The organism is Kibdelosporangium aridum (genome assembly GCF_900176515.1).
Taxonomy (GTDB): domain Bacteria; phylum Actinomycetota; class Actinomycetes; order Mycobacteriales; family Pseudonocardiaceae; genus Kibdelosporangium; species Kibdelosporangium aridum.
The window spans coordinates 38576-57868 of record NZ_FWXV01000015.1 but is presented as its reverse complement, the minus strand read 5'-3'; the positions used below and the strand labels follow the sequence as shown (position 1 = coordinate 57868).

Here is a 19293-nt window from a genome sequence, read left to right as displayed (position 1 = left end):
ATGACGACCGATCGCACTGTGTCCCTGGTGACCCTGGGCTGCACGCGCAACTCGGTCGACTCGGATGAGCTCGCCGCCCGGCTTGACCAAGCCGGGTGGCGGCTCGCCGAGCCGGGCGAGGCCGCGGTCGTCATGGTCAACACCTGCGGGTTCATCGAGTCGGCGAAGAAGGAGTCGATCGACGCCATGCTCGCGGCGTCCGGGTCGGGCGCCAAAGTCGTCGCGGTGGGCTGTATGGCGGAGCGCTACGGCAAGGAACTCGCCGACGCGTTGCCCGAGGCCAATGCCGTGCTGTCGTTCGACGACTATCCCGAGATCGGTGAGCGTCTCGACGACGTGCTGGAGGGGCGCGCCAAGCCCGCGCACACTCCGCAAGACCGGAGAACGTTGCTTCCGCTGACTCCGGTGCGACGCAGGGAATCCGAGACGCACGTGCCGGGCCACGCACCGGCAAGCGGGCCGCGAGTACTGCGGCACAGGCTTGGCGGCGGCCCGGTCGCGCCGCTGAAACTGGCATCCGGATGCGACCGCCGCTGTGCTTTCTGTGCCATTCCCAGCTTCCGTGGCGCGTTCGTCTCGCGTACCCCGGACGAGATCGTGGCCGAGGCGGAGTGGCTTGCCGCGCACGGTGTTCGGGAAGTCATCCTGGTCAGCGAGAACTCCACGTCCTACGGCAAGGATCTCGGTGACATCCGGGCGCTGGACAAGCTGTTGCCGAGGCTGGCCGCGGTGGTCGACCGGGTACGGCTGAACTACCTGCAGCCGGCCGAGTTGCGGCCCGGCCTGATCGAGGTGATCACCTCGACCCCTGGCGTCACACCGTACTTCGACCTGCCGTTCCAGCACGCGAGCGGGCCGGTGCTGCGCCGGATGCGGCGATTCGGTGACCGGGAGAGGTTTCTCGAGCTGATCGGGTCGATCCGGGCGCTGAACCCGGACGTGGGCATCCGGTCCAACTTCATCGTCGGCTTCCCCGGCGAGTCCGAATCGGACTTCGCGCAGTTGCGCCAGTTCGTCACGCAGGCGCGGCTCGATGCCATCGGCGTCTTCGGGTACTCCGACGAAGAAGGCACCGAGGCGGCTGGTTTCCAGGACAAAGTGCCTGCCGAGCTGATCGCACAGCGTGCCGACGAACTCGCGATCCTCGCTGACGAGATGTGCGCTCAGCGTGCCGAAGAACGCATCGGCGCCGTGATCGACGTCCTCGTCGGACCCGGCACCGACGGCTGGGCTGAACACCAGGCGCCGGACGTCGACGGCAAAGTCAGCATCGACGGGGGAGAAGGGCTGCAGCCTGGCGACATCGTCAAGGCGATCGTCACTGGCACCAACGGCATCGATCTCCACGCCAAGCTGGCCGGCTGACTGTTCGCCTTGCGCCGTCCGAGTGGTTGCTTCTGCGCGAACCTGCGATTTACTTGGTTGCTTCTTGACAATCCGGTGCTGGGCTCGCCACGCTCCGGCGACACTTCCCTGTGTTCGAAAGGTGTTGCTGGATGAACCTTCGATCGGTGTTATCCCTCTTCGCCATCACGGCCGCGATCGGTGCTGGCGTTGTCACCCCCGCCAGCGCCGACCCGGCTCCGCTTGACGCCTGCTACACGTGGGGGCGCACGCTTTCCGAGGGCGCGTCGGGAGACGACGTGCGGCAGCTGCAGATCCGGGTGGCGGGTTATCCAGGCTATGGCGGTGTGCTCGCCCTTGACGGGCAGTTCGGTCCCGGCACCAAAGCCGCCGTGACCCGGTTCCAACAGGCCTATGGGCTCGGTGCGGACGGCATCGCCGGTCCCGCCACGTTCAGCAAGATCTACGAGTTGCAGGACAACGACTGCACCCCGGTCAACTTCACCTACGACGAACTGAACAACTGCAACTCCGACTGGTCAGGCGGCAACGTGTCCGCGGCGACCGCACGGGCCAACGCGCTCGTGTCGATGTGGAAGCTGCAGGCCATGCGGCATGCCATGGGGGACAGGCCGATCGACGTCAACGGCGGCTTCCGCAGCGTTTCCTGCAACAACGCGGTCGGTGGCGCGCCCGCGAGCCGGCACCTCTACGGCGACGCCGTCGATCTCGGTGCCGGGTCGCAGGGTTTCTGCGCGTTGGCCCGGCAGGCGCGCAACCACGGCTTCAGTGAGATCCTCGGCCCCGGCTACGTCGGCCACGACGACCATGTCCACGTCGCACACCGGTCCACCCGGTTCTGGTCGGCCCCGAGCTGCGGCGTGTCGCGTGAAGGCGTGGAAGAGCTGCCAGCCGACCGCTAGATCAAGCCGAGCTGGGCCAGGTCGGTGGCGTACTTGCCGATCAGCTCCTTGGTGATGTGCGGGACGTCCTTGTCCGGGCCGACCCCGGCTTTCTGGACCGCCGCGCGGAAGCGGTCGGCCGGAATGCCAAGGCTGTTGTTCTCGTCGGGCTTGGCGAACGCGTGAAGCAGGGGCAGCACCGAGTGCTGCTTCTGCTTCTCCGGCAAGGCACGCAGCACCGTCTCGAACCGCTCCAGCCACTCGGCGTAGGAATCAATGCGCTGGATGCGGTGACCTGCCTCGTTGAGCCAGTCGACGAACACGTCCAGCGAGACACCGTCGTCGTAGGTGTTGAGGACGTTGTACGTGTGGTAGCCCGCCGTGACGTTGCTGAGCGTCGCGATCGCCTCGGCGGTGAAGTCCACCGGCAGCCCGTCGTAGTGCGGGTTCGATATGTCATTGCGGTAGAAGGAAAGCGGCGCGATGCCGGTGACGATCAGGCTGAGCAGCAACCGGGTGAACATGTCCGGCACGTTCAACTGCCCGCGGTAGCGGCTGTGTGCGAGGATCATGTCCGACCGGAACGTCGTCACCGGCAGGCCGCACAGATCGTGCGCCTCCCGCAGAAGCACTTCACCCGCCCATTTGCTTGTGGCATAACCGTTGGCGTAGCTGTCGTCGAGGTGACGCACCGGGCTCGTCGTCCGGATGTCCGGATCTTCCGCGGGGGACGACGTCTGCTCGGCGACCACCGCGACCGTGGACAAGTAGCTGACCGCCTTGAGCCGGCTCGTCACGGCCATCCGGATCAGCTCGGCCGTGCCGGCCACGTTCGGGCCGAACAATTGGTCGTACGGCAGCATGTGGTTGACCAGCGCGGCCTGGTGCACGATCAGGTCGACGGTCTCGGCGAGCCTGTTCCAGGTGTGGTCGTCGAGGCCCATGTTCGGTTCGCTGATGTCACCCGCCAGCACTTCGATGTGGCCGGCCGCGGCCGTGTGGAAACGCCGCAGCAGTTCGGCGTCACCGCTGTCGAACGCTTCCTCGAGCCTCACGTGGGCTGCTTGCGTTGTGGCGCCCCGGACAACGCACACGAGCTTGCCGCCGACCTCCGCGACCCGTTCGAGCCACTCCAGGCACAGGAACCGTCCGAGGTAGCCGTTCGCGCCGGTGAGCAGGACGGTGCGCGCCGGGCTTTCCGGTCGCGGCAACGTCTTCGCCGCGGCGAGGGTCTCGGGGGCGATGAACTTGTCCAGCTTGAGGTCTTCCGCACGGGCGGACGTGCTGCCTTTGCCATGCACCGCCTCGAAGGTGGACCGGGTGGCGCCGGATGCCAGCGCAGCCTCGACGTAAGCACCGAGCGAGCGTAGATCGGTGGCCGGACTGATGATGACGCTCACCGGCACGTCGACACCGAAGATCTCGGTCAGCAGGTTCGAGAACGTCAGCGCGGACAGTGAGTCGCCGCCCAGATCCATGAAATGCGTGTCCGGCGGCAGCGAGACGGTCGACCCCAGCACGGCCTTGGCCGCGCGGACCACCGTGTCGGACACCCGTTGGTCGTTGCTTGCCTGGCGTAGTTCGTTCAGCTCTTGGATCTCGCGGTCGGCGAGTTCGTCGTACATCTGCTCCAGGCGTGGGCCGTAGTGCTTCTTGAGCTGGGGGCGCAACAGCTTCCGCAGGCCGGACAACAGTCCGTTCTCGATGCTGAATGGCTCGGTCTCGACGATGATGTCCCGGGGGATCTCGTAGGAGTTGAGCTCCTTCTCCTTGGCCAGCCGCTGGATCGACTCGATCAGCCGTGGCTTGAGCGCGTCGGCGTCACCGCCGGCGGACTCGAGCGCTTCCGGCGTCGGCACGACGACGGCGAGCAAATAGGGCCGTTCGCTGCTGCCGTAGACGAAGATCTGCCGGACCAGATCGGCGGCAACGAACAGAGCCTCCAGTGTGGACACGGTTACGAACTCGCCCTGGGAGAGCTTCTGCACGTTGTTGCGGCGGTCGACGTACACCAGCTCGCCCGGGCTGACCTCGGCCATCACGTCCCCGGTGCGGTAGAAACCGTCCTGGGTGAACACGTCGGCGGTGATGTCGGGACGTTTGTAGTAGCCGGGGACCAGGATCTCGCTCTTGATTTGCAGCTCACCACGGGGATGGGGCGAGTCGGTGCGGAAGTAGCCGAGTTCCGGCACATCGGCCAGCCGGTGCTCGAGGACCGGCGGCTGGAGGATCTGGTGATCCTGCATGACGATGCCCGCCTCGGTCGAGCCGTAGATGTCGTGCAGCGGAAGCTCGAGGCATGCTTCGACCACTTCGGTGATCTCCGCGGACAACGGTGCGGAGCCGGTGACCGCTCGCAGGATCCGTCCGCCAAGAAGTTCGTCCCGGATCCAGGCGCGGGTCGCTGCGGCGTCACCGTCCCGCTCCGCCAGCTCGATCTGGTAGCGCTGGTAGACCATGTCCCAGACCCTCGGCACCCATGGCGCTTCGGTGGGCCGTACCAACGCGATGTCCTCGAACAGGGTCGACAGGTCGCTCTTGGCGGTGAAGTTGACCGTGCCGCCCCAGGCCAACGTCATCTCCACCAGTCCACGGCCGATGACATGGCTCTGCGGCAGGTAGCAGACGCTGATCACCGGCAGATCCGCCGGGCGGGGGATGCACCGTTGCCATTGGGCCACAACGAGTTGTTCGGTGTACATCGCGCCTTTCGGCGTGCCGGTGCTGCCGGAGGTGTAGATCAACGTGGACAGCCGGTCCGGCACCAGGATGGGCACCGGCGGCGGAGGCATCAGCCGACCGCGGTCGATCACGTCGGCCAGGGTGTCGATCTGGACCTCGGTGAGCCGGGCGCGGGCGGCTTCGAGCCGCCCCCGCTCGTCATCCACCTCGGGGTGGTAGTCGAACACCACGATGCGCCGCACCGTCGTGCTGTCGGCGACGACGTCGAGTGCGACATCCAGCAACTCCACACTGGACGCCAGGATGCGCGGGCCGGTCTGGTGGATGATCGGCTTGAGGCTCGCGGCCGTCCCGCTCGCCTGCAGCGGCACGATGACGGCAGCCAGCCGCGCGCACGCCAGGTCAATGGTGACGAGGTCAGAGCTGCCGAAGCCCAGCACGGCCACGAAGTCGCCTTCTCGCAGCGTCTGCCGCCATTCCGCGGCGATGGCATCCACCAGGACACCAAGCTCACGGTAAGTGATGGTGGAGAAGTGTGGAAGCAGCTGCAACGACGTCCGGCCGGAGGCCGGGTCGGTAACTGGTTGTGTTGCCCGCTGGCCGAACACCGGCCGGTCGGCATAGGCCTCGACCAGCGTGGCGACGATCTCGGGGACACTGATTCCCGGTCGATTCACGGTGGCCATGACCTGCTCGTCCGGTCGGGCATCCCGGACTTGCCGGTCGCTTTCGTACAGTGCTTCCAGCCTGTGCCGCTCGCGATCCTCGGACATGAGCCGGCCTCCTGTCGCTGTCACACAGCGTCCACCTGGCACTTAGGTGCGTACAACAACTAAATTAACGCTATGTGGTCGGCTCGGCCACCGAGGTAACCCGGGGAGGCGGACACTTGCCATCGATTTCCGGGGAATGCGACCGGATGGTTGAATGTTGAACGATTCGTGACGAACTACCAAGCGAGCGGGGTGACGGCGGACCGCTGGGTGACCGCACTGCACCTGTTCGACGACGAGTATGAGGAGACCATCGCCGAGCGCTGGGAGCGGGCCTCGCTGCTGTTCGACGCGAAGGACTACGCCAAGGCAGCGAACCTCCTCGCGGAGGTCGTGGCCGAGGTTCCGGAGCAGATCGCACCTCGGTTGCTGCTGGCTCGCGCGTACTACCACTCGGCGCAGTTGCGGCGGGCTGAAGAGCAGCTGCGTGAGGTGGTTGAGCGGGATCCGGTTGAGCATTACGCGCACCTGATGCTGGGTCGCACGTTGCAGAGGCAGGGGCGTCACGATGAGGCGACCCCGTGGTTGCGGCTGGCGGCAGCGTTGACAGGCGAGCCGGCGGCTGGCTGATTTTGACGTGCGCCTAGGCGGTTACGGGCGGTTATGACCTGTCTACTTTGGACCGGCAGTTGCGAGGGTCGGGCCGAGGGTGGGCATTGTGGTCGTGCCACTCCGCCGCCCCGGCGCCGTCCACCCTTTTCGTCTCCAACCCCTCTTGGTGGACGATTAACGATAGCTATCGATTGACTTTCGATAGATAGCGCGCGACACTCGATGCATGATCACAGTACGTCGGGCGGTTGTGCCGCTGAGGGTTCTCCTGGTTCTGCTGTTCGGGCTCATGGTGATGCTGGAGACCGTCTCCTTGCCGGGGCAGTTCGCCCATATGGCCCGGGTCTCGCCGGATCATGCCTACCTGCGCTGGCCGTTGACTGCCGTGACGGTGTTCTGGGTGGTGTGCGCCCAGGTTGTGATCGTGTGCATCTGGCAGTTGCTCACGTTGGTCAAGCGAGACCGCATTTTCACCGACGCCGCTATGGTGTGGGTGAATGTGATCTTGTGGGCGATCGGTGCGGGCTGGGTGGTGCTCTTGGGCATGGCCGGTGTTGTCTTGGTCAACGCGGACGATCCGGGCACCGGGATTGTGCTCGCGCTGATCACGGGGGCGGTTTCCGTGTTCGTGTTGCTGGTCGTGGTGTTGCGCGCGCTTCTGCAGCAGGCCACCACGCTGCGGTCGGACATGGAAGCGGTGATCTGATGGCGATCGTCGTGCGCATCGATGTCGAGCTCGCCAAACGCAAGATGAGCGTGGGTGAGTTCGCCGAGAAGATCGGGCTCACCCCCGCCAATGTCGCGGTGCTGAAGAACGGCCGGGCCAAAGCGGTGCGGTTCAGCACGTTGGAAGCGATGTGCCGGGTGCTGGAGTGCCAGCCCGGCGACCTCCTCGAATGGGTCGACGACTAACTGAAGACGCCCGCGCCCGGAATGGCGTCGAGCAGTTGCCGCGTGTACGGATCGGCCGGCGAGTCGAGAACCTGGTCGACCGGTCCCTGCTCGACCACACGGCCGTTGCGCATGACCACGACGTCATGCGCGATGGACCGGACCACCGCGAGGTCGTGCGAGATGAACAGGTAACTCAGCCCGAGTTCCTGCTGCAGGCTCTCCAGCAGCCGGAGAATCTGGTCCTGGACGAGCACATCGAGCGCGGACACCGCCTCGTCACAGACCACGAGCCGGGGCGCGGGCGCGAGCGCCCGTGCGATCGCGACCCGTTGTCGTTGCCCGCCGGACAGTTCGTTCGGATACCGCTGAGCCATCGCAGGTGAAAGCCCGACCTGGTCCAGCAGTTCGGCCACCCGGGCCCGCCGGGAGGCGCGGTCACCGATGCGGAAGATCCGCAGCGGTTCGGTGATCAACCGTTCCACTGTGAACATCGGGTCGAGCGAGCCGTACGGGTCCTGGAACACTGCCTGCATCGCGCGGCGCGGTGACTCCGTCCCGTGCAGGCGAATCGCTCCGGCGGTTGGTGGTACGAGACCGAGCACCATATGGGCGGTCGTGGTTTTCCCGGAGCCCGACTCGCCGACGATCGCGGTCGTCTGGCCACGCCGGACAGTGAAGGACACGTCATCCGCGGCCTGCAGTACACCACCGCCGCCGCGGATCTTGTATTCCTTCGACACGCCAACGACTTCCAGCACCGGTTCGGCTGCTTCCCGCTCGCGCGTCGGGGATCGTGTGAGCGAAGGCGCCGCGGCGACAAGCCGTTTGGTGTAGTCGTGTTCCGGCGAGGTGAGGATTTCACGCGCGGGACCGGCTTCGACGACCTTGCCTTCGGACATCACCACCACGTGGTCGGCGCGGTCCGCCGCCAGCCCGAGGTCATGGGTGACCAGCAGCAGCGCGGTGCCGAGGTCCTGGGTCAGCTTCTCCAAGTGGTCCAGGATCTGCCGCTGCACGGTCACATCGAGCGCGGATGTCGGCTCGTCCGCGATGAGCAGATCCGGTCGGCACGCCAGGCCGATCGCGATCAGCACCCGTTGGCGCATACCGCCCGAGAACTCGTGCGGATACTGCCGCGCACGCCGTTCAGGATCGGGCAGCCCAGCTTCGGCAAGGATCTCCACGGCCCGCGCCTTGGCTTCCCGGCGCCCGGCCAATCCGTGCGCCACAAGGGTCTCGGCGACCTGACGACCGACACGCGCCACCGGGTTCAGATTGGACATCGGGTCCTGCGGGACGAGCCCGATCTGCCGTCCACGTAACCGGCGAAGCCGTTTCTCCCCGGCGTGGGTGATGTCCTCGCCGCGGAAGCTGATCCGGCCACCCGTCACCCGGCCGGATCCCGGTAACAGTCCCATGATCGCGTGCGCGGTGGTCGACTTGCCCGATCCGGACGCGCCGACGACCGCGATCCGTTCGCCGGGCATCAGCCGCAAACCGGCACCCCGCACGGCGGGCACGTCGCCGAAGGCCACCTCGAGATCGCTGACTTCCAGCAGCGGCTCAGTCATCCTGGTTCCCCTACCGTGCGGTCTTCGGGTCGAGTGCGTCCCGCAACGCGTCGCCGAACAGGTTGAACCCCAAGCAGATCAACGCGATCGCGACGCCGGGGAACACACCGGGCCAGACCGTGCGGAACAGGTACTGCTGGGCGTCGGACAACATGATCCCCAGGCTCGGGTCCGGCGGCTGGATGCCGAGCCCGAGGAACGACAGGATCGCTTCACCGAGCACGGCCGACGGCATGATCACGGTGGCCTGCACGATGATCGCGGACAGGGCGTTGGGCAGGATGTGCCCGCCGAGGATCCGCACCGCTCCCGCGTCCATCGTGTGCGCGGCCAGCACGAAGTCGGATTCCTTGAGCCGCAACGTCTCGGCCCGGACCACGCGGATCATGGTCGGGATGTTGGCGATGCCCAGCGCGATGGCCGCGTTGCCGATCCCGCCGCCGTTGATCGCGGCCAGGCCCACTGCCACGACAAGGAACGGGAACGCCAGCATCACGTCGGCGATCCTGGACACCAACGCGTCCAGCCATCGCCAGTACCCAGCCAGCAGTCCCAACGGCACGCCGACGACCACAGCCAGCAACACGGACAACACGCCGACCTCAAGCGAGGCACGGGTTCCGTACAGCACGCGGGACAACACATCGCGGCCGAGATCGTCTGTGCCCAGGGCGAACCCGACGGTGAACGGCTGCTGGAACGGCGTGGAGAAATGCACCTGAGCCGGGGGATAGGGCGCGAGCAACGGCGCGAAGACCCCTGCGACGACCACAATGAGCAGCAGAACCCCGCCGATCACGCCCAACGGGTTGTGCCACAGTTTGCGCAGCACCCGGCCACGCACGCGCCCTAACTGCACTGGCGCAACGGGATCGACGGCGGTCATGAAGCCCTCCCAGAGACACGCATGCGTGGATCGATGACCGTGTAAAGGAAGTCGACCAGCAGGTTGATCACGATGTACGCGGCCGTGATCACCAGCACGACCGCCTGGATGACCGGGTAGTCCCTGGTGAACACCGAGTCGAGGGTGAGCTTGCCGATCCCGGGCAGGCTGAAGATCCGCTCGGTGACCACGGCACCCGCGATCAGCCCACCGAGTTGCAGGCCGACGATCGTGGTCACCACGATCAAGCTGTTGCGCAGGCCGATCCGGAAGATCACCGCACCACGGCCGAGTCCTTTGGCCCGTGCGGTGCGCACGAAGTCGGCGGTCAACGTCTCGACCATCGACGACCTGGTCTGCCGCTGCACCACGGCCGCGTGCGTCAGACCGAGGATCAACGCGGGCAGCGTCAGGTAGTAGACCCCGCGCAGCGGATGCTCGAACGGCGAAACGTACCCCGACGCGGGAAACCAGCCCAGCTGCACGGAAAGGTAGAGCACAGCGAGGATCCCGAGCCAGAACGTGGGCACGGACAACGCGAACAGCGAGAAGCCGTTGGCCGTCCACTCAGGCCAGCGACCGCGGTACACCGCGGCGGCGACGCCCGCGGCCAATCCGAGCAGCATCGCGATGAGCATCGCGTAGATCGCGAGCTGGATGGTCACCGGCAAGGTAGCGCCGAGCAGTTCGCTGACCGGGGTGCCGGTCCGGACCGACTCGCCGAAGTCGCCGGACAGTGTGTTGCCCGCGAACTTGAAGTACTGCGACACAAGGGACTCGTCGAGACCGAGCTCGGCGCGCACCGCGGCCACGGTCGCCGGATCGGCTTCCTCACCCGCCATCGCCAACGCTGGATCACCCGGCAGGGCACGGACTCCGATGAACACGATGATCGACGCGAGCACCAAGGTGAGCGCGGACTGCCAGAGCCGGTGGAACAGGTAGCGTGCCACTATCCCTCCTGACCTTCGACGAAGGCGGCCTTGCCGAGCCGCACGACACCGTCGGAGTAGACCTCGATGCCGGCGACGCGCTCGGAGTGCACGGTGAGGTTGCGCAGCCGGTACGTGTAGACGATCGGGTTCTGCTGCTGGATGATGCCGATCGCTTTGCCGTACAGCTCGGCACGTTGTTTGACGTCGTTGGTGCGGGACGCCTGGGCCAGCAGGTCGTCGAATTCCTTCGAGGAGAACCCGCCGTAGTTCGCGGCCGCCCCGGTCGCCAGGAACCGGGTCATGTTGCCGTCCGGGTCGATCCGCCCGGACCAGCCCAGTTGCAGCAGCTCGAAGTCGCCGCGTTTCTGCACGTCCAGCAGGGTGGAGTACTCGACGGGGACGATCCGCAGGTCGAACCCGCCCTCGGCCGCGCTGGCCTGCAGCGCCTGGGCGAAGCGCAGCTGGTCCTGGGTGTTGGTGACCTGCATGCTCACTGTGAGCGGGATCGGCACCCCGGCCTCGGCGAGCAGCTGCCGTGACCGGGCGGGATCGAACCGCTGACAGGTGTTGCTGGCGTCGGACGCGTACGGGCTCTGCGGGGCGATGGGGGAGCAGGCCACTTCGAACCAGTTGTTGAACACCGTGTTGACGAGCGTCTCGCGGTCCACCGTGCGCATGAAGGCTTCCCGGACCCGAGGGTCGCGTGCGAGTGGCGTGTCGATCGGCTTCGGCGGCTTGCCCGCGCCGTCCACATTGCCCGTGTTGATCGTGACGGCTTGGTAGCCAAGGGATCCGGCCTGCAGCACACGCAGTGAGCGGTCCTTGGCCAGCGCGTCCACGTCCTGCGGCGAGATGGTGTCGGCAACCTGCACATCCCCAGAGCGCAGGTTGGCCGCACGGCTGTTGGTGTCCGGCATGATCCGGTAGACGATCGAGTCGAAGTGGACCTTGGCCGCGTCGTAGTACAACGGGTCACGGATGACCTCGATCGACGTCTGCGGAACGCGCCGGACGAACTTGAACGGGCCGACGCAGACCGGCGCGTCGCCGAAGTTGTCGCCCTTCGCGCTCAGCGCGGCCGGGGACATGATCATCCCGGCGCGGTCCGCGAGCGCCGCCGTGATCGGTGCGAACGGGCGCTTGTAGCGGATCACTACCGTGTCCTGACCGGTCGCCTGGATGCCTTCGATCGGCCCCATTTCGCTGGTGCGCTGGGAGGTTTTCAGCGTGAGGTGCCGTTGCAGGCTGGTGGTCACCGCGGTCGCGTCGAAGGGGCTGCCGTCGGCGAACTTGATCCCGGTGCGAACCGGAATCGTCACGGTCCGGCCATCTTCGGAGATCGTCGGCAGCGCGGTCGCGAGCTGCGGAACGACTTGGCCGCGGGAGTCGAGGTCGTACAGCTTCTCGCAGATCGTGCTCATCACGTAGCGCGTGTACAGCGAGCTTGATGTCGTCGGGTCGAGCCGGTCGGGTTCGTTCGACAGCCCCATCACCAGCTCGCCGCCTTCGCGGATCCGTTGGGAGCCAATGGGTATGCCGTAGTTGTCGGTACGCTCGCCGCTGGACGTGACCGCCTGGATCGGGACACAGGCGGCCAGTGTGGCGGCGGCTGTCGCGATCACCAGCACCCGGGAACGTCGCATGGCCAGTAACGTACGACACGGATTCGCCATTTTGCATTTCGAAATAGTTAAAATGTTTCGCTCGAAAAATGGCATGGAAAATAGCGGTCCGGCGGACGGACCGCTATTTTCCGTTCCCGTACGGCACTATCGCCCTGAGGCGTAGCCCTGCATGCCGCGCGGGTTCGCCCCAGCGGAGAGGACGCCCGTGTCCGGGTCGCGCGCCACCGCGCACAATCTGCCCTCCGACCAGGGCTCGTCCACTGTCACCCGGTGGCCGCGGCTGGTCAGCGCGTCGATCACGTCCGCGCCGACACGCGATTCGACCGTCACGCTTCCCGGAACGGTTTCGCGGGGGTAGAAGGAACTCGGGAAACTGTTGGTGTGCCAGTTCGGTGCGTCGATAGCGCCTTGCAGGTCTGGGCCACCGCGCACGTTTTCACGCAAGGCGACGGCGAGGAAGAAATGCAGACTCCACTGATCCTGCTGATCGCCACCTGGCGTGCCGAACGCCATGACCGGTTCACCGCCACGCAACGCCAGCGACGGCGACAGCGTGGTCCGTGGCCGGCGCCCGGGCGCCAACGAGTTGGGCAATCCAGGTTCCAGCCAGGCCATCTGCAAGCGCGTGCCCAGCGGGAAACCGAGGCTCGGGACAATCGGATTGGACTGCAGCCAGCCGCCGCTGGGCGTGGCCGCGACCATGTTGCCCCACTTGTCCACGACGTCGACATGGCATGTGTCGCCGCGCGTACGGCCGCTCTTGGCCACGGTCGGTTCGCCGACACCCGCGACCTGCGGGACATCCAAGAGGCTGCCGTCGGTGAGCAGCTTGGGCAGTCGCGGCTCGCGTCCCTCCGGGCTTCCCGGCCGCAGGTCGAAGGATGCGGACTCGCCGATGAGTGCACGGCGAGAGTCGTTGTATTCCTTGGCTAGCAACGCTTCCATGGAAACGTCGGTACTGTCGCCGTACCACGCTTCGCGGTCGGCCATCGCGAGTTTCGTGCCCTCGATGAGGGTGTGGAAGTAGTCCGGCGTGGCGTAGTCGAGGCTGTCCGGCAGTAGCGCGAGTTGCTGGAGGAAGGTCGGTCCTTGGCTCCACAGTCCGGCTTTCGCGACTGTCCAGCCGTTCCAGTCGTAGGTGACAGGGTCTTCGTAGGTCGCCTCGAACGCGGCGAGATCGTCTGTGGTGAGGGTGCCCGCGTGCCGTTCGCCCGAGGTGTCCATTGTGGGCTGTGCGGCGGCTTCGGCGAGGGCGTCGGCGATGAACCCCTCGCGCCAGATCTCACGGGCCTTGTCGATCTCGGCTTCCCGGCTCGGGCCGGTGGCCTCTGTGATCACCCGCCGCCATGTGCCGGCCAGTGCCGGGTTCTTGAGCAGGGCGCCGGGCGCCGGGGGTTTGCCGTTCGTCAGGTAGAGCGCGGCCGAGGTGGTCCACTCGGTCTCGAACATCTCCTGGACGGTCTCGACCGTGGCGCCGATCCGCTCGACGGCCGGGTGGCCGTTCTCGGCGTAACCAATGGCGTACTTCAGCACGTCAGCCAGCCGCTTGGTGCCGTGGTCACGCAACAGCAGCATCCACGCGTCGAACGCCCCGGGAACCGCCGCGGCCAGCGGTCCTGTTCCCGGGACGAGCGTGAGGCCAAGGGAGGTGTAGTGGTCGATCGTGGCGCCTGCCGGGGCGCCGCCCTGTCCACACAGGACCTGCGGCCTGCCGCCCGCGGGCGCGATGATGATCGGGACCTCGCCGCCGGGTCCGTTGAGGTGCGGTTCGACCACGTGGAGCACGAAGGCGGCGGCGACCGCCGCGTCGAACGCGTTGCCGTCGTCCTCCAACACCGCCATGGCGGTCGCCGAGGCGAGCCAGTGGGTGGAGGACACCATGCCGAAAGTGCCCTGCAAGGTGGGCCGGGTGGTGAACATCGGGTCCTTTCGCCTGCTTGTCTGGCAGTACACACCCGGGTCTGGTCGTGTGTCCAAGACATCTAAGACACCATTCCGATAGCGTCTTGCTATGGAACGCCGCCAGCTCGAATACTTCGTCGCGATCGTCGAACACGGCGGCTTCACGCACGCCGCCCGTGCGTTGCGCGTGGCACAACCCTCGCTGTCACGGGCCATCACCAAGCTCGAGCACGAACTCGGCGTGGAGCTGTTCCATCGCGTCGGCCGTAACGTGGTGCTGAGCAGCGCAGGGGAGATGCTCGCCGACCGAGCGCGTCTTGTGCTGCGTGATCTGGACGCCATGCGTGCCGCCGCACGGTCTATCGGCGAGGGCGCAGTCGGCCGTGTCGACGTCGCGGCGACGTCGTCCTCGGCACTGGAACCGGTGACGAGCATCATCGCCGAGTTGCGCACGCACCATCCCGGCGTTGTCGTGAGCACTTCGTCTGCGCTGTCGGCGGCCGAGGTGATCGCCATGGTCCTGCAGGGCCGGTGCGAAGTGGGCGTGTGCGGTAACGCGGAACGGCCCACCGGACGCGGACTCGTGGCACATCATTTGCGGGACGAGGAATTCCTGCTTGTCGTGCCACCGGGAACACTCGAATCAGGCCCGGACGTCACCCCGGCACAGTTGCGTGGGATGCAGTTCGTCGTGACGAAGCCCGCGACCGCTGTCCGTGCGCTGTTCGACCGGCTCGCCGCCACCGTCGGCGATATGACCATCGCAGCCGAGGTCGGCGATCGCAGCGTCGTACTTCCTATGGTGCTCAAGGGGATTGGGGCTGGCTTGATGCCGGACGGGTGGGCGGATCTCGCGGTGCGCGCGGGCGCTGAGGTGTACCGTTTCTCACCGCCAGAACGACTTCCGCAGTGGCTCGTGTACCGGCGTGGCCAGTTGACCGCGGCGACACAGGCCTTCATCGACACCACACTGCGCGCCTGACAGGACCCATGCGACGCACCGGCGTCCACGAAGCTTTGGCCTCAGCCGCCGCAGCCGGTATCCAGGAGACCGTCGTGGCCAGTTTGGACAGTGCCGCAGTATTTACACGCGGTAATGGCCCGGTCCAATTCGGCGGTGTGGACTAGCGTCAGTGTCGCCAGAGTAATCAGACGGAAGCGCCGGTGAGGTGCAGGCCGCCGGGAATCGCTGGCTGGCCGTGCGACCACTCCAACGAGCTTTCCTGGTTGAGGATGGCTTGGTGCAGTTGCTGCAATCCGCGGCCCAGCTCGCGGTTGTGCCGCGTGACGGCGGTCGCGCGCATCTCGCGGTAGATGTTCAGTGCGTCCAATTGGCGCCCCGAGCGGTACAACGCCACCATGCACTGGCCGATCAATCGTTCGGTTGGGCTGTCTCGTTCCACCAGTGTCGCCAAGTCGCCGACGACGTCGCGGTGCCTGCCGCGGGACAGTGCCGCGTCGAACAGGATTTCCAGTGTTGCCAAGCGTTGCTGGTCCGCCGCTCGCAATTCCGGCCATGAGACGCCCATGTCCACCAGGTCTGCCAGGACCGGGCCACGGGACATGGCCAGTGCTTCCCGCAGCGCACCCACTGTCTGGCTCGTCGCTCCGGTCGCCAGCGCTGTGCGGGCGCGGCGGGCCAGCGCCAGGAAGTGGGGCAGGTCGATCAGCTCAGGTGCCACACGCAACACGTATCCACGCTCCGTGGCGACAACGGCCGGAGTCTCGGACGAGTCGCGACTGGCGCGCAGCAACATCGTTCGCACGTCTGCCATGGTTTTGTGGACCATCTTGCGCGCAGTCGGTGGTGGGCCGTCGTTCCACCAGCTGGCCACCAACCACTCCGTCGTGACCACATGGTTGGCGTTGAGCAGAAGCATGCCGAGTGCCGCGCGCAGCCGTGCGTTGCGAATTGGGACGGCGACGCCGTCGTCCACCACCTCAAGCGGACCGAGCACCGCAAACCGCATGACACCTCCGTTCAGATCACCGGTGCTATCGAGATCATGGACGATCGGGGCACGCAACGGGCTGGCATGTTTTCGCCCACCGCGTACCGCGCACTGTCCACCGTTCCATATCTGGGCCTAGCGCTGCGGTGTTTCGACACCGTGTCAGATTGCTTGAACGCGGCGTTGGGAGGTGGTGCAAGATCTCCTGCCCGGGCACACCTTGCACGCTGAGTCATCGTTGCGTTCCGTAGAGTGGACGTGGTTCCATTCGCAAAACGGACCGCACAGTCCGTAGCGGTTGTCCGGTGCGGCGCCGACAAGACTGGGGAATCAGGTCGGGGGCTAGGAAAGGGATGTTGTTTCAGATCTTGGGGCCGCTGCGGATGGCCGACGATCGGGGCGAGGTCGTCCTCGGTGGACTCAACCGCCGGGCCGTACTGGGGTATCTGCTGCTCTATCCCAACCAGGTGGTCTCGACCAGCCGGTTGCTCACTGCCTTGTGGGGCAACGGAAGGCCCGCGTCGGCGCGCAAGATCTTGCACAATTCGGTTTCCGGGTTGCGTAAAGCGCTGTCCGCTGCGGCTGAGGACCGATCGCAGCCCGCGGTCAGTCTGGTCACCCGCGAACCTGGCTATCAACTCACGGTCGACGAGCAGCAGATCGACCTCTGGCAGTTCAAGTCGCTCGTGCAGCGGGCAAGAACCGTACAGGCGGACAACTGTGTCGACGAAGCGTCGACGCTACTGCGAGAAGCTCTCGCGTTATGGCGCGGACCGGCCTTGGCCGATCTGGCCGAGGCCGGTTTTCAGTGGCCGGAGCTGGCCGCGGCGGAGAACACCCGGCTGGACGCGCTTGAGGACTTCTTCGCCGCCGAACTCGCGCGCGGCCGTCACGAATCGGTGCTGACCGAGTTGCAGGAGCTGACGTCGGCTGAGCCGATGCGTGAGCGCCTGCTGGGCCAGTTCATGCTCGCGTTGCACCGCTGCGGCAGGCAAGCCGAGGCACTGAGCATGTACGAGAAAGCCGAGGCGACCCTTGAGCAGACGTTCGGCATCGAGCCCGGCCGTGAGCTCAAGGAGCTGTACCGGTCGATCCGCGCCAACGATCCGCTCCTGCTGACCGGCCGTCCCGGTGTGGCAGAAGCGGTCGCGCAGACCACGAGCAGCGCCGCCGTCGCCGAAGCGCCGGTCGAGCCGGAGTCGCCCGGTCAGATCGTCGCCGAACGCCGTCGGGTGAGCGTGCTGCAGGTGCGGGTCGATCCGTCCACGGACTGCTGCGTCGACCCGGAACACCTGGACGACGCACTGGCCAATGTGGACGATTTGATCCGGCCGCAGGCCGAGCGGTTCGGCGGGGTCGTCACGGTCCGCCTCGGTTCGCACTGGCTGATCGTCTTCGGCGCGCCCCGCAGTCATCACGACGACGCCCGGCGCGCCGTGCTGTGTGCCTTGGCGATCCGTTCCACGATCAAGGAAGTCTTCGGCGAAACCGCGGACCGGCTGCGTATGGTCGTGGCCACCGGTCTGGTGCTGGCGCGGTTCCGTCCGGAGAACGACAGTCCGCCGAGCATCACTGGTGCGACCGTCGACGCGTGCCACTCACTGCTTCCTTTCGTGCACAACAACGAAATCTGGGTGACCGACGAAACGCGGGCGGCCTCCGAGAACACAGTGGCGTACGAGCGTGCCCAGATCTCATCGGTCGCTTGGGCAGCGGTCGGTGTGCGACCGCCCCCGCAGAGCTGGCCTGTGCCGATGATCGGACATCAGCGGGCGCGCGACACGCTGCTGAGCGTGGTCGACCGGTTCCTGCGGCAACGAACGCCTGAGGTCGTGTCGGTGCACGGTGATCCTGGAATGGGCAAGAGCCGTCTCATTGCCGAGGTCGAGTGGCTGGTCGCCAGCCGCACTGCCGGCCACCAGCCCGTGCCGGTCGTGCACTTGCCGGTCGTGCTCGACGATGCGGCGCTGGCGGACGCGCTCTGCAAGTGTTGTGAGATAACGGGTGACGACCTGCCGGAGACGGCGAACCGGAAGCTGCACGAGTTCGTCAAGCGAACCGCGCTGACAGCGGTCGAGGCCGTGTGGATGATCTCCGCGCTCCAGCCGTTGCTGCACCGGACGTCGCCATCGGGCCCGGTCACGCGCCGCGCGGACCGGATGGCGGCGTGGTGGCGGATGCTGGAACGGATCGCCACGGTGCGCTGCATTGTGTTGGTAGTGGATGACGTCGAGTTCGCTGACCACCGCGTGCTGGACTTCGTCGGCCGGATCACGCGCTCATCGAGCGAAGCCTCCGTGCTCGTCGTCGCCGACGCGCGGCCGGCAGCCGTGGTCCGTCGGCCCCAATGGGCCGAGACGCAGCGGCATGCCACGCCCGTGACGCTGCTGCCCCTGCCGGACAGTGACATGGAAGTGCTGCTGGATCACCTGTTCGACGCCCATGGGCTGATTCCGAAACGGATCGATCCCACTCAGCCCGACGGCGGCGGCCTCGCTTGGCTGTCGCGTGCGCTTGTGGTCGCATGCCATGGAAATCCGGCATTCGCTCACGACTACGTGGCACTGATCCAGCAGGCCGTCAACTCGGATCCGAACGGTGCCACGCCAATGGAAGCCGACGGCGTGCTGCCGCCCGTGATGGAACGGATGACCGCCGAGCGCGTCGACCGGCTGCCCATCGCGACGAGGTCGGTTCTGCAGGACGCGGCCGTGGCTGGTCCGGTGGTCTGGGGCGATGCCGTGGCCGCGGCGGGCCGCTGGGCCAAGGACGAGGTCAAGCCCCACCTGAACGAGCTTGTCCGGCACGGGTTCCTGGTCAGGTCGGCGGTCGACGCGTGCAGTGGGGACACCCGGTACGAGTTCCGGTTCCCGCCCGATCGGCACGTCGTGTACTCGCAGCTTTCGCTCGCCCTGCGAGCCGCCAAGCGCACGAACGTCATCGCGTGGATCGACGCGCTGCCCGACTGCCGGATGGCCGAGTTACTGGCCGATTACCGCAAAGAAGAGGAACGCATCACCGCGATGGCCGGTTGTTCCATGGGTGACTTGGTCGGCCGCGAAGAGCCAGCCACCAACGGGGACGTGCCACGGGATGCCCGTCGCGGCCAGGCCGATGCGGCCGTGCGATATTACGTGGCACTGACCGAGATGCCCGCGTGGTTCCGTGCGCGGCTGCGGTGGGTCGCCGGTGAACTGAAGGTGCTGCGCAGCGGGCGCAACACTGTGTCGGCTGCCGTTCAGAACATGCGAGACTAAGGCGACCCGGGTAAAGGG

General features: G+C 66.5%; 14 protein-coding genes. 7 read left to right on the top strand and 7 right to left on the bottom strand.

Features of this window, described 5'->3' with window-relative positions:
- Together rimO and B9C43_RS49680 are read left to right on the top strand one after the other, a co-directional pair.
- Complete coding sequence (rimO, locus tag B9C43_RS49685) at positions 1 to 1365, top strand: 30S ribosomal protein S12 methylthiotransferase RimO (RefSeq protein WP_084434283.1); 1365 nt, start codon at positions 1 to 3, stop codon at positions 1363 to 1365.
- 131 nt (positions 1366 to 1496) lie between these two features.
- Positions 1497 to 2267, top strand: coding sequence for a D-Ala-D-Ala carboxypeptidase family metallohydrolase (locus B9C43_RS49680; protein WP_084434282.1), 771 nt, complete (start codon positions 1497 to 1499; stop codon positions 2265 to 2267).
- Here B9C43_RS49680 and car read toward each other — a convergent pair.
- A complete protein-coding gene (gene car / locus B9C43_RS49675; RefSeq protein ID WP_084434281.1) occupies positions 2264 to 5701 on the bottom strand; it encodes a carboxylic acid reductase in 3438 nt (1145 codons plus the stop codon). The two genes, B9C43_RS49680 and car, sit on opposite strands and share 4 nt — an antisense overlap.
- Positions 5702 to 5869: 168 nt before the next feature.
- Between car and B9C43_RS49670 the strand changes: the two genes are divergently transcribed.
- From B9C43_RS49670 to B9C43_RS49660, 3 genes are all read left to right on the top strand, one after another.
- On the top strand, positions 5870 to 6271 hold the full coding sequence (locus tag B9C43_RS49670; RefSeq protein WP_084434280.1) for a tetratricopeptide repeat protein: 402 nt from the start codon (positions 5870 to 5872) through the stop codon (positions 6269 to 6271).
- A 208-nt stretch (positions 6272 to 6479) separates the two neighbouring features.
- The gene (locus tag B9C43_RS49665) at positions 6480 to 6959 is read left to right on the top strand and encodes a DUF2975 domain-containing protein (protein WP_084434279.1); all 480 of its coding nucleotides are present in this window, start codon (positions 6480 to 6482) and stop codon (positions 6957 to 6959) included.
- A complete protein-coding gene (locus B9C43_RS49660) occupies positions 6959 to 7165 on the top strand; it encodes a helix-turn-helix domain-containing protein (protein ID WP_033387512.1) in 207 nt (68 codons plus the stop codon). The genes B9C43_RS49665 and B9C43_RS49660 overlap by 1 nt, the downstream gene beginning before the upstream one ends.
- Here B9C43_RS49660 and B9C43_RS49655 read toward each other — a convergent pair.
- The 5 genes from B9C43_RS49655 to B9C43_RS49635 all read right to left on the bottom strand — a co-directional run bounded on the left by B9C43_RS49655 (position 7162) and on the right by B9C43_RS49635 (position 14084).
- Positions 7162 to 8718, bottom strand: a complete 1557-nt coding sequence (locus B9C43_RS49655) for an ABC transporter ATP-binding protein (protein ID WP_084434278.1) — start codon at positions 8716 to 8718, stop codon at positions 7162 to 7164. The genes B9C43_RS49660 and B9C43_RS49655 overlap by 4 nt on opposite strands.
- Before the next feature lie 10 nt (positions 8719 to 8728).
- Positions 8729 to 9604: an ABC transporter permease gene (locus B9C43_RS49650; protein ID WP_084434277.1), complete on the bottom strand. Its 876-nt coding sequence runs from the start codon at positions 9602 to 9604 to the stop codon at positions 8729 to 8731.
- Positions 9601 to 10557 (bottom strand): ABC transporter permease, encoded by a 957-nt coding sequence (locus B9C43_RS49645; RefSeq protein WP_033387509.1) that lies wholly within the window; start codon positions 10555 to 10557, stop codon positions 9601 to 9603. Before B9C43_RS49645 ends, B9C43_RS49650 begins: the two co-directional genes overlap by 4 nt.
- Entirely contained in the window at positions 10557 to 12182 is a 1626-nt protein-coding gene (locus tag B9C43_RS49640; protein WP_235039298.1) for an ABC transporter substrate-binding protein, read from the bottom strand. Before B9C43_RS49640 ends, B9C43_RS49645 begins: the two co-directional genes overlap by 1 nt.
- A gap of 126 nt (positions 12183 to 12308) precedes the next feature.
- Complete coding sequence (locus B9C43_RS49635; protein WP_084434275.1) at positions 12309 to 14084, bottom strand: gamma-glutamyltransferase family protein; 1776 nt, start codon at positions 14082 to 14084, stop codon at positions 12309 to 12311.
- A 91-nt stretch (positions 14085 to 14175) separates the two neighbouring features.
- On the opposite strand from B9C43_RS49635, the gene B9C43_RS49630 reads away from it, so the two are divergent.
- Entirely contained in the window at positions 14176 to 15048 is an 873-nt protein-coding gene (locus tag B9C43_RS49630; RefSeq protein ID WP_084434274.1) for a LysR family transcriptional regulator, read from the top strand.
- A gap of 166 nt (positions 15049 to 15214) precedes the next feature.
- On the opposite strand, the gene B9C43_RS49625 is transcribed toward B9C43_RS49630, so the two are convergent.
- On the bottom strand, positions 15215 to 16036 hold the full coding sequence (locus tag B9C43_RS49625) for an AfsR/SARP family transcriptional regulator (RefSeq protein WP_084434273.1): 822 nt from the start codon (positions 16034 to 16036) through the stop codon (positions 15215 to 15217).
- Positions 16037 to 16371: 335 nt separating this feature from the next.
- On the opposite strand from B9C43_RS49625, the gene B9C43_RS49620 reads away from it, so the two are divergent.
- Positions 16372 to 19275: an ATP-binding protein gene (locus B9C43_RS49620; protein ID WP_084434272.1), complete on the top strand. Its 2904-nt coding sequence runs from the start codon at positions 16372 to 16374 to the stop codon at positions 19273 to 19275.
- The last annotated feature ends 18 nt before the right edge of the window (positions 19276 to 19293 follow it).

Coding starts and splice junctions, on each gene's coding strand:
- rimO (WP_084434283.1), top strand. CDS start 1: ATGACGACCGATCGCACTGTGTCCCTGGTGACCCTGGGCTGCACGCGC.
- B9C43_RS49640 (WP_235039298.1), bottom strand. CDS start 12,182: ATGCGACGTTCCCGGGTGCTGGTGATCGCGACAGCCGCCGCCACACTG.
- B9C43_RS49660 (WP_033387512.1), top strand. CDS start 6,959: ATGGCGATCGTCGTGCGCATCGATGTCGAGCTCGCCAAACGCAAGATG.
- B9C43_RS49635 (WP_084434275.1), bottom strand. CDS start 14,084: ATGTTCACCACCCGGCCCACCTTGCAGGGCACTTTCGGCATGGTGTCC.
- B9C43_RS49655 (WP_084434278.1), bottom strand. CDS start 8,718: ATGACTGAGCCGCTGCTGGAAGTCAGCGATCTCGAGGTGGCCTTCGGC.
- B9C43_RS49620 (WP_084434272.1), top strand. CDS start 16,372: ATGTTGTTTCAGATCTTGGGGCCGCTGCGGATGGCCGACGATCGGGGC.
- B9C43_RS49665 (WP_084434279.1), top strand. CDS start 6,480: ATGATCACAGTACGTCGGGCGGTTGTGCCGCTGAGGGTTCTCCTGGTT.
- B9C43_RS49680 (WP_084434282.1), top strand. CDS start 1,497: ATGAACCTTCGATCGGTGTTATCCCTCTTCGCCATCACGGCCGCGATC.
- car (WP_084434281.1), bottom strand. CDS start 5,701: ATGTCCGAGGATCGCGAGCGGCACAGGCTGGAAGCACTGTACGAAAGC.
- B9C43_RS49630 (WP_084434274.1), top strand. CDS start 14,176: ATGGAACGCCGCCAGCTCGAATACTTCGTCGCGATCGTCGAACACGGC.
- B9C43_RS49650 (WP_084434277.1), bottom strand. CDS start 9,604: ATGACCGCCGTCGATCCCGTTGCGCCAGTGCAGTTAGGGCGCGTGCGT.
- B9C43_RS49625 (WP_084434273.1), bottom strand. CDS start 16,036: ATGCGGTTTGCGGTGCTCGGTCCGCTTGAGGTGGTGGACGACGGCGTC.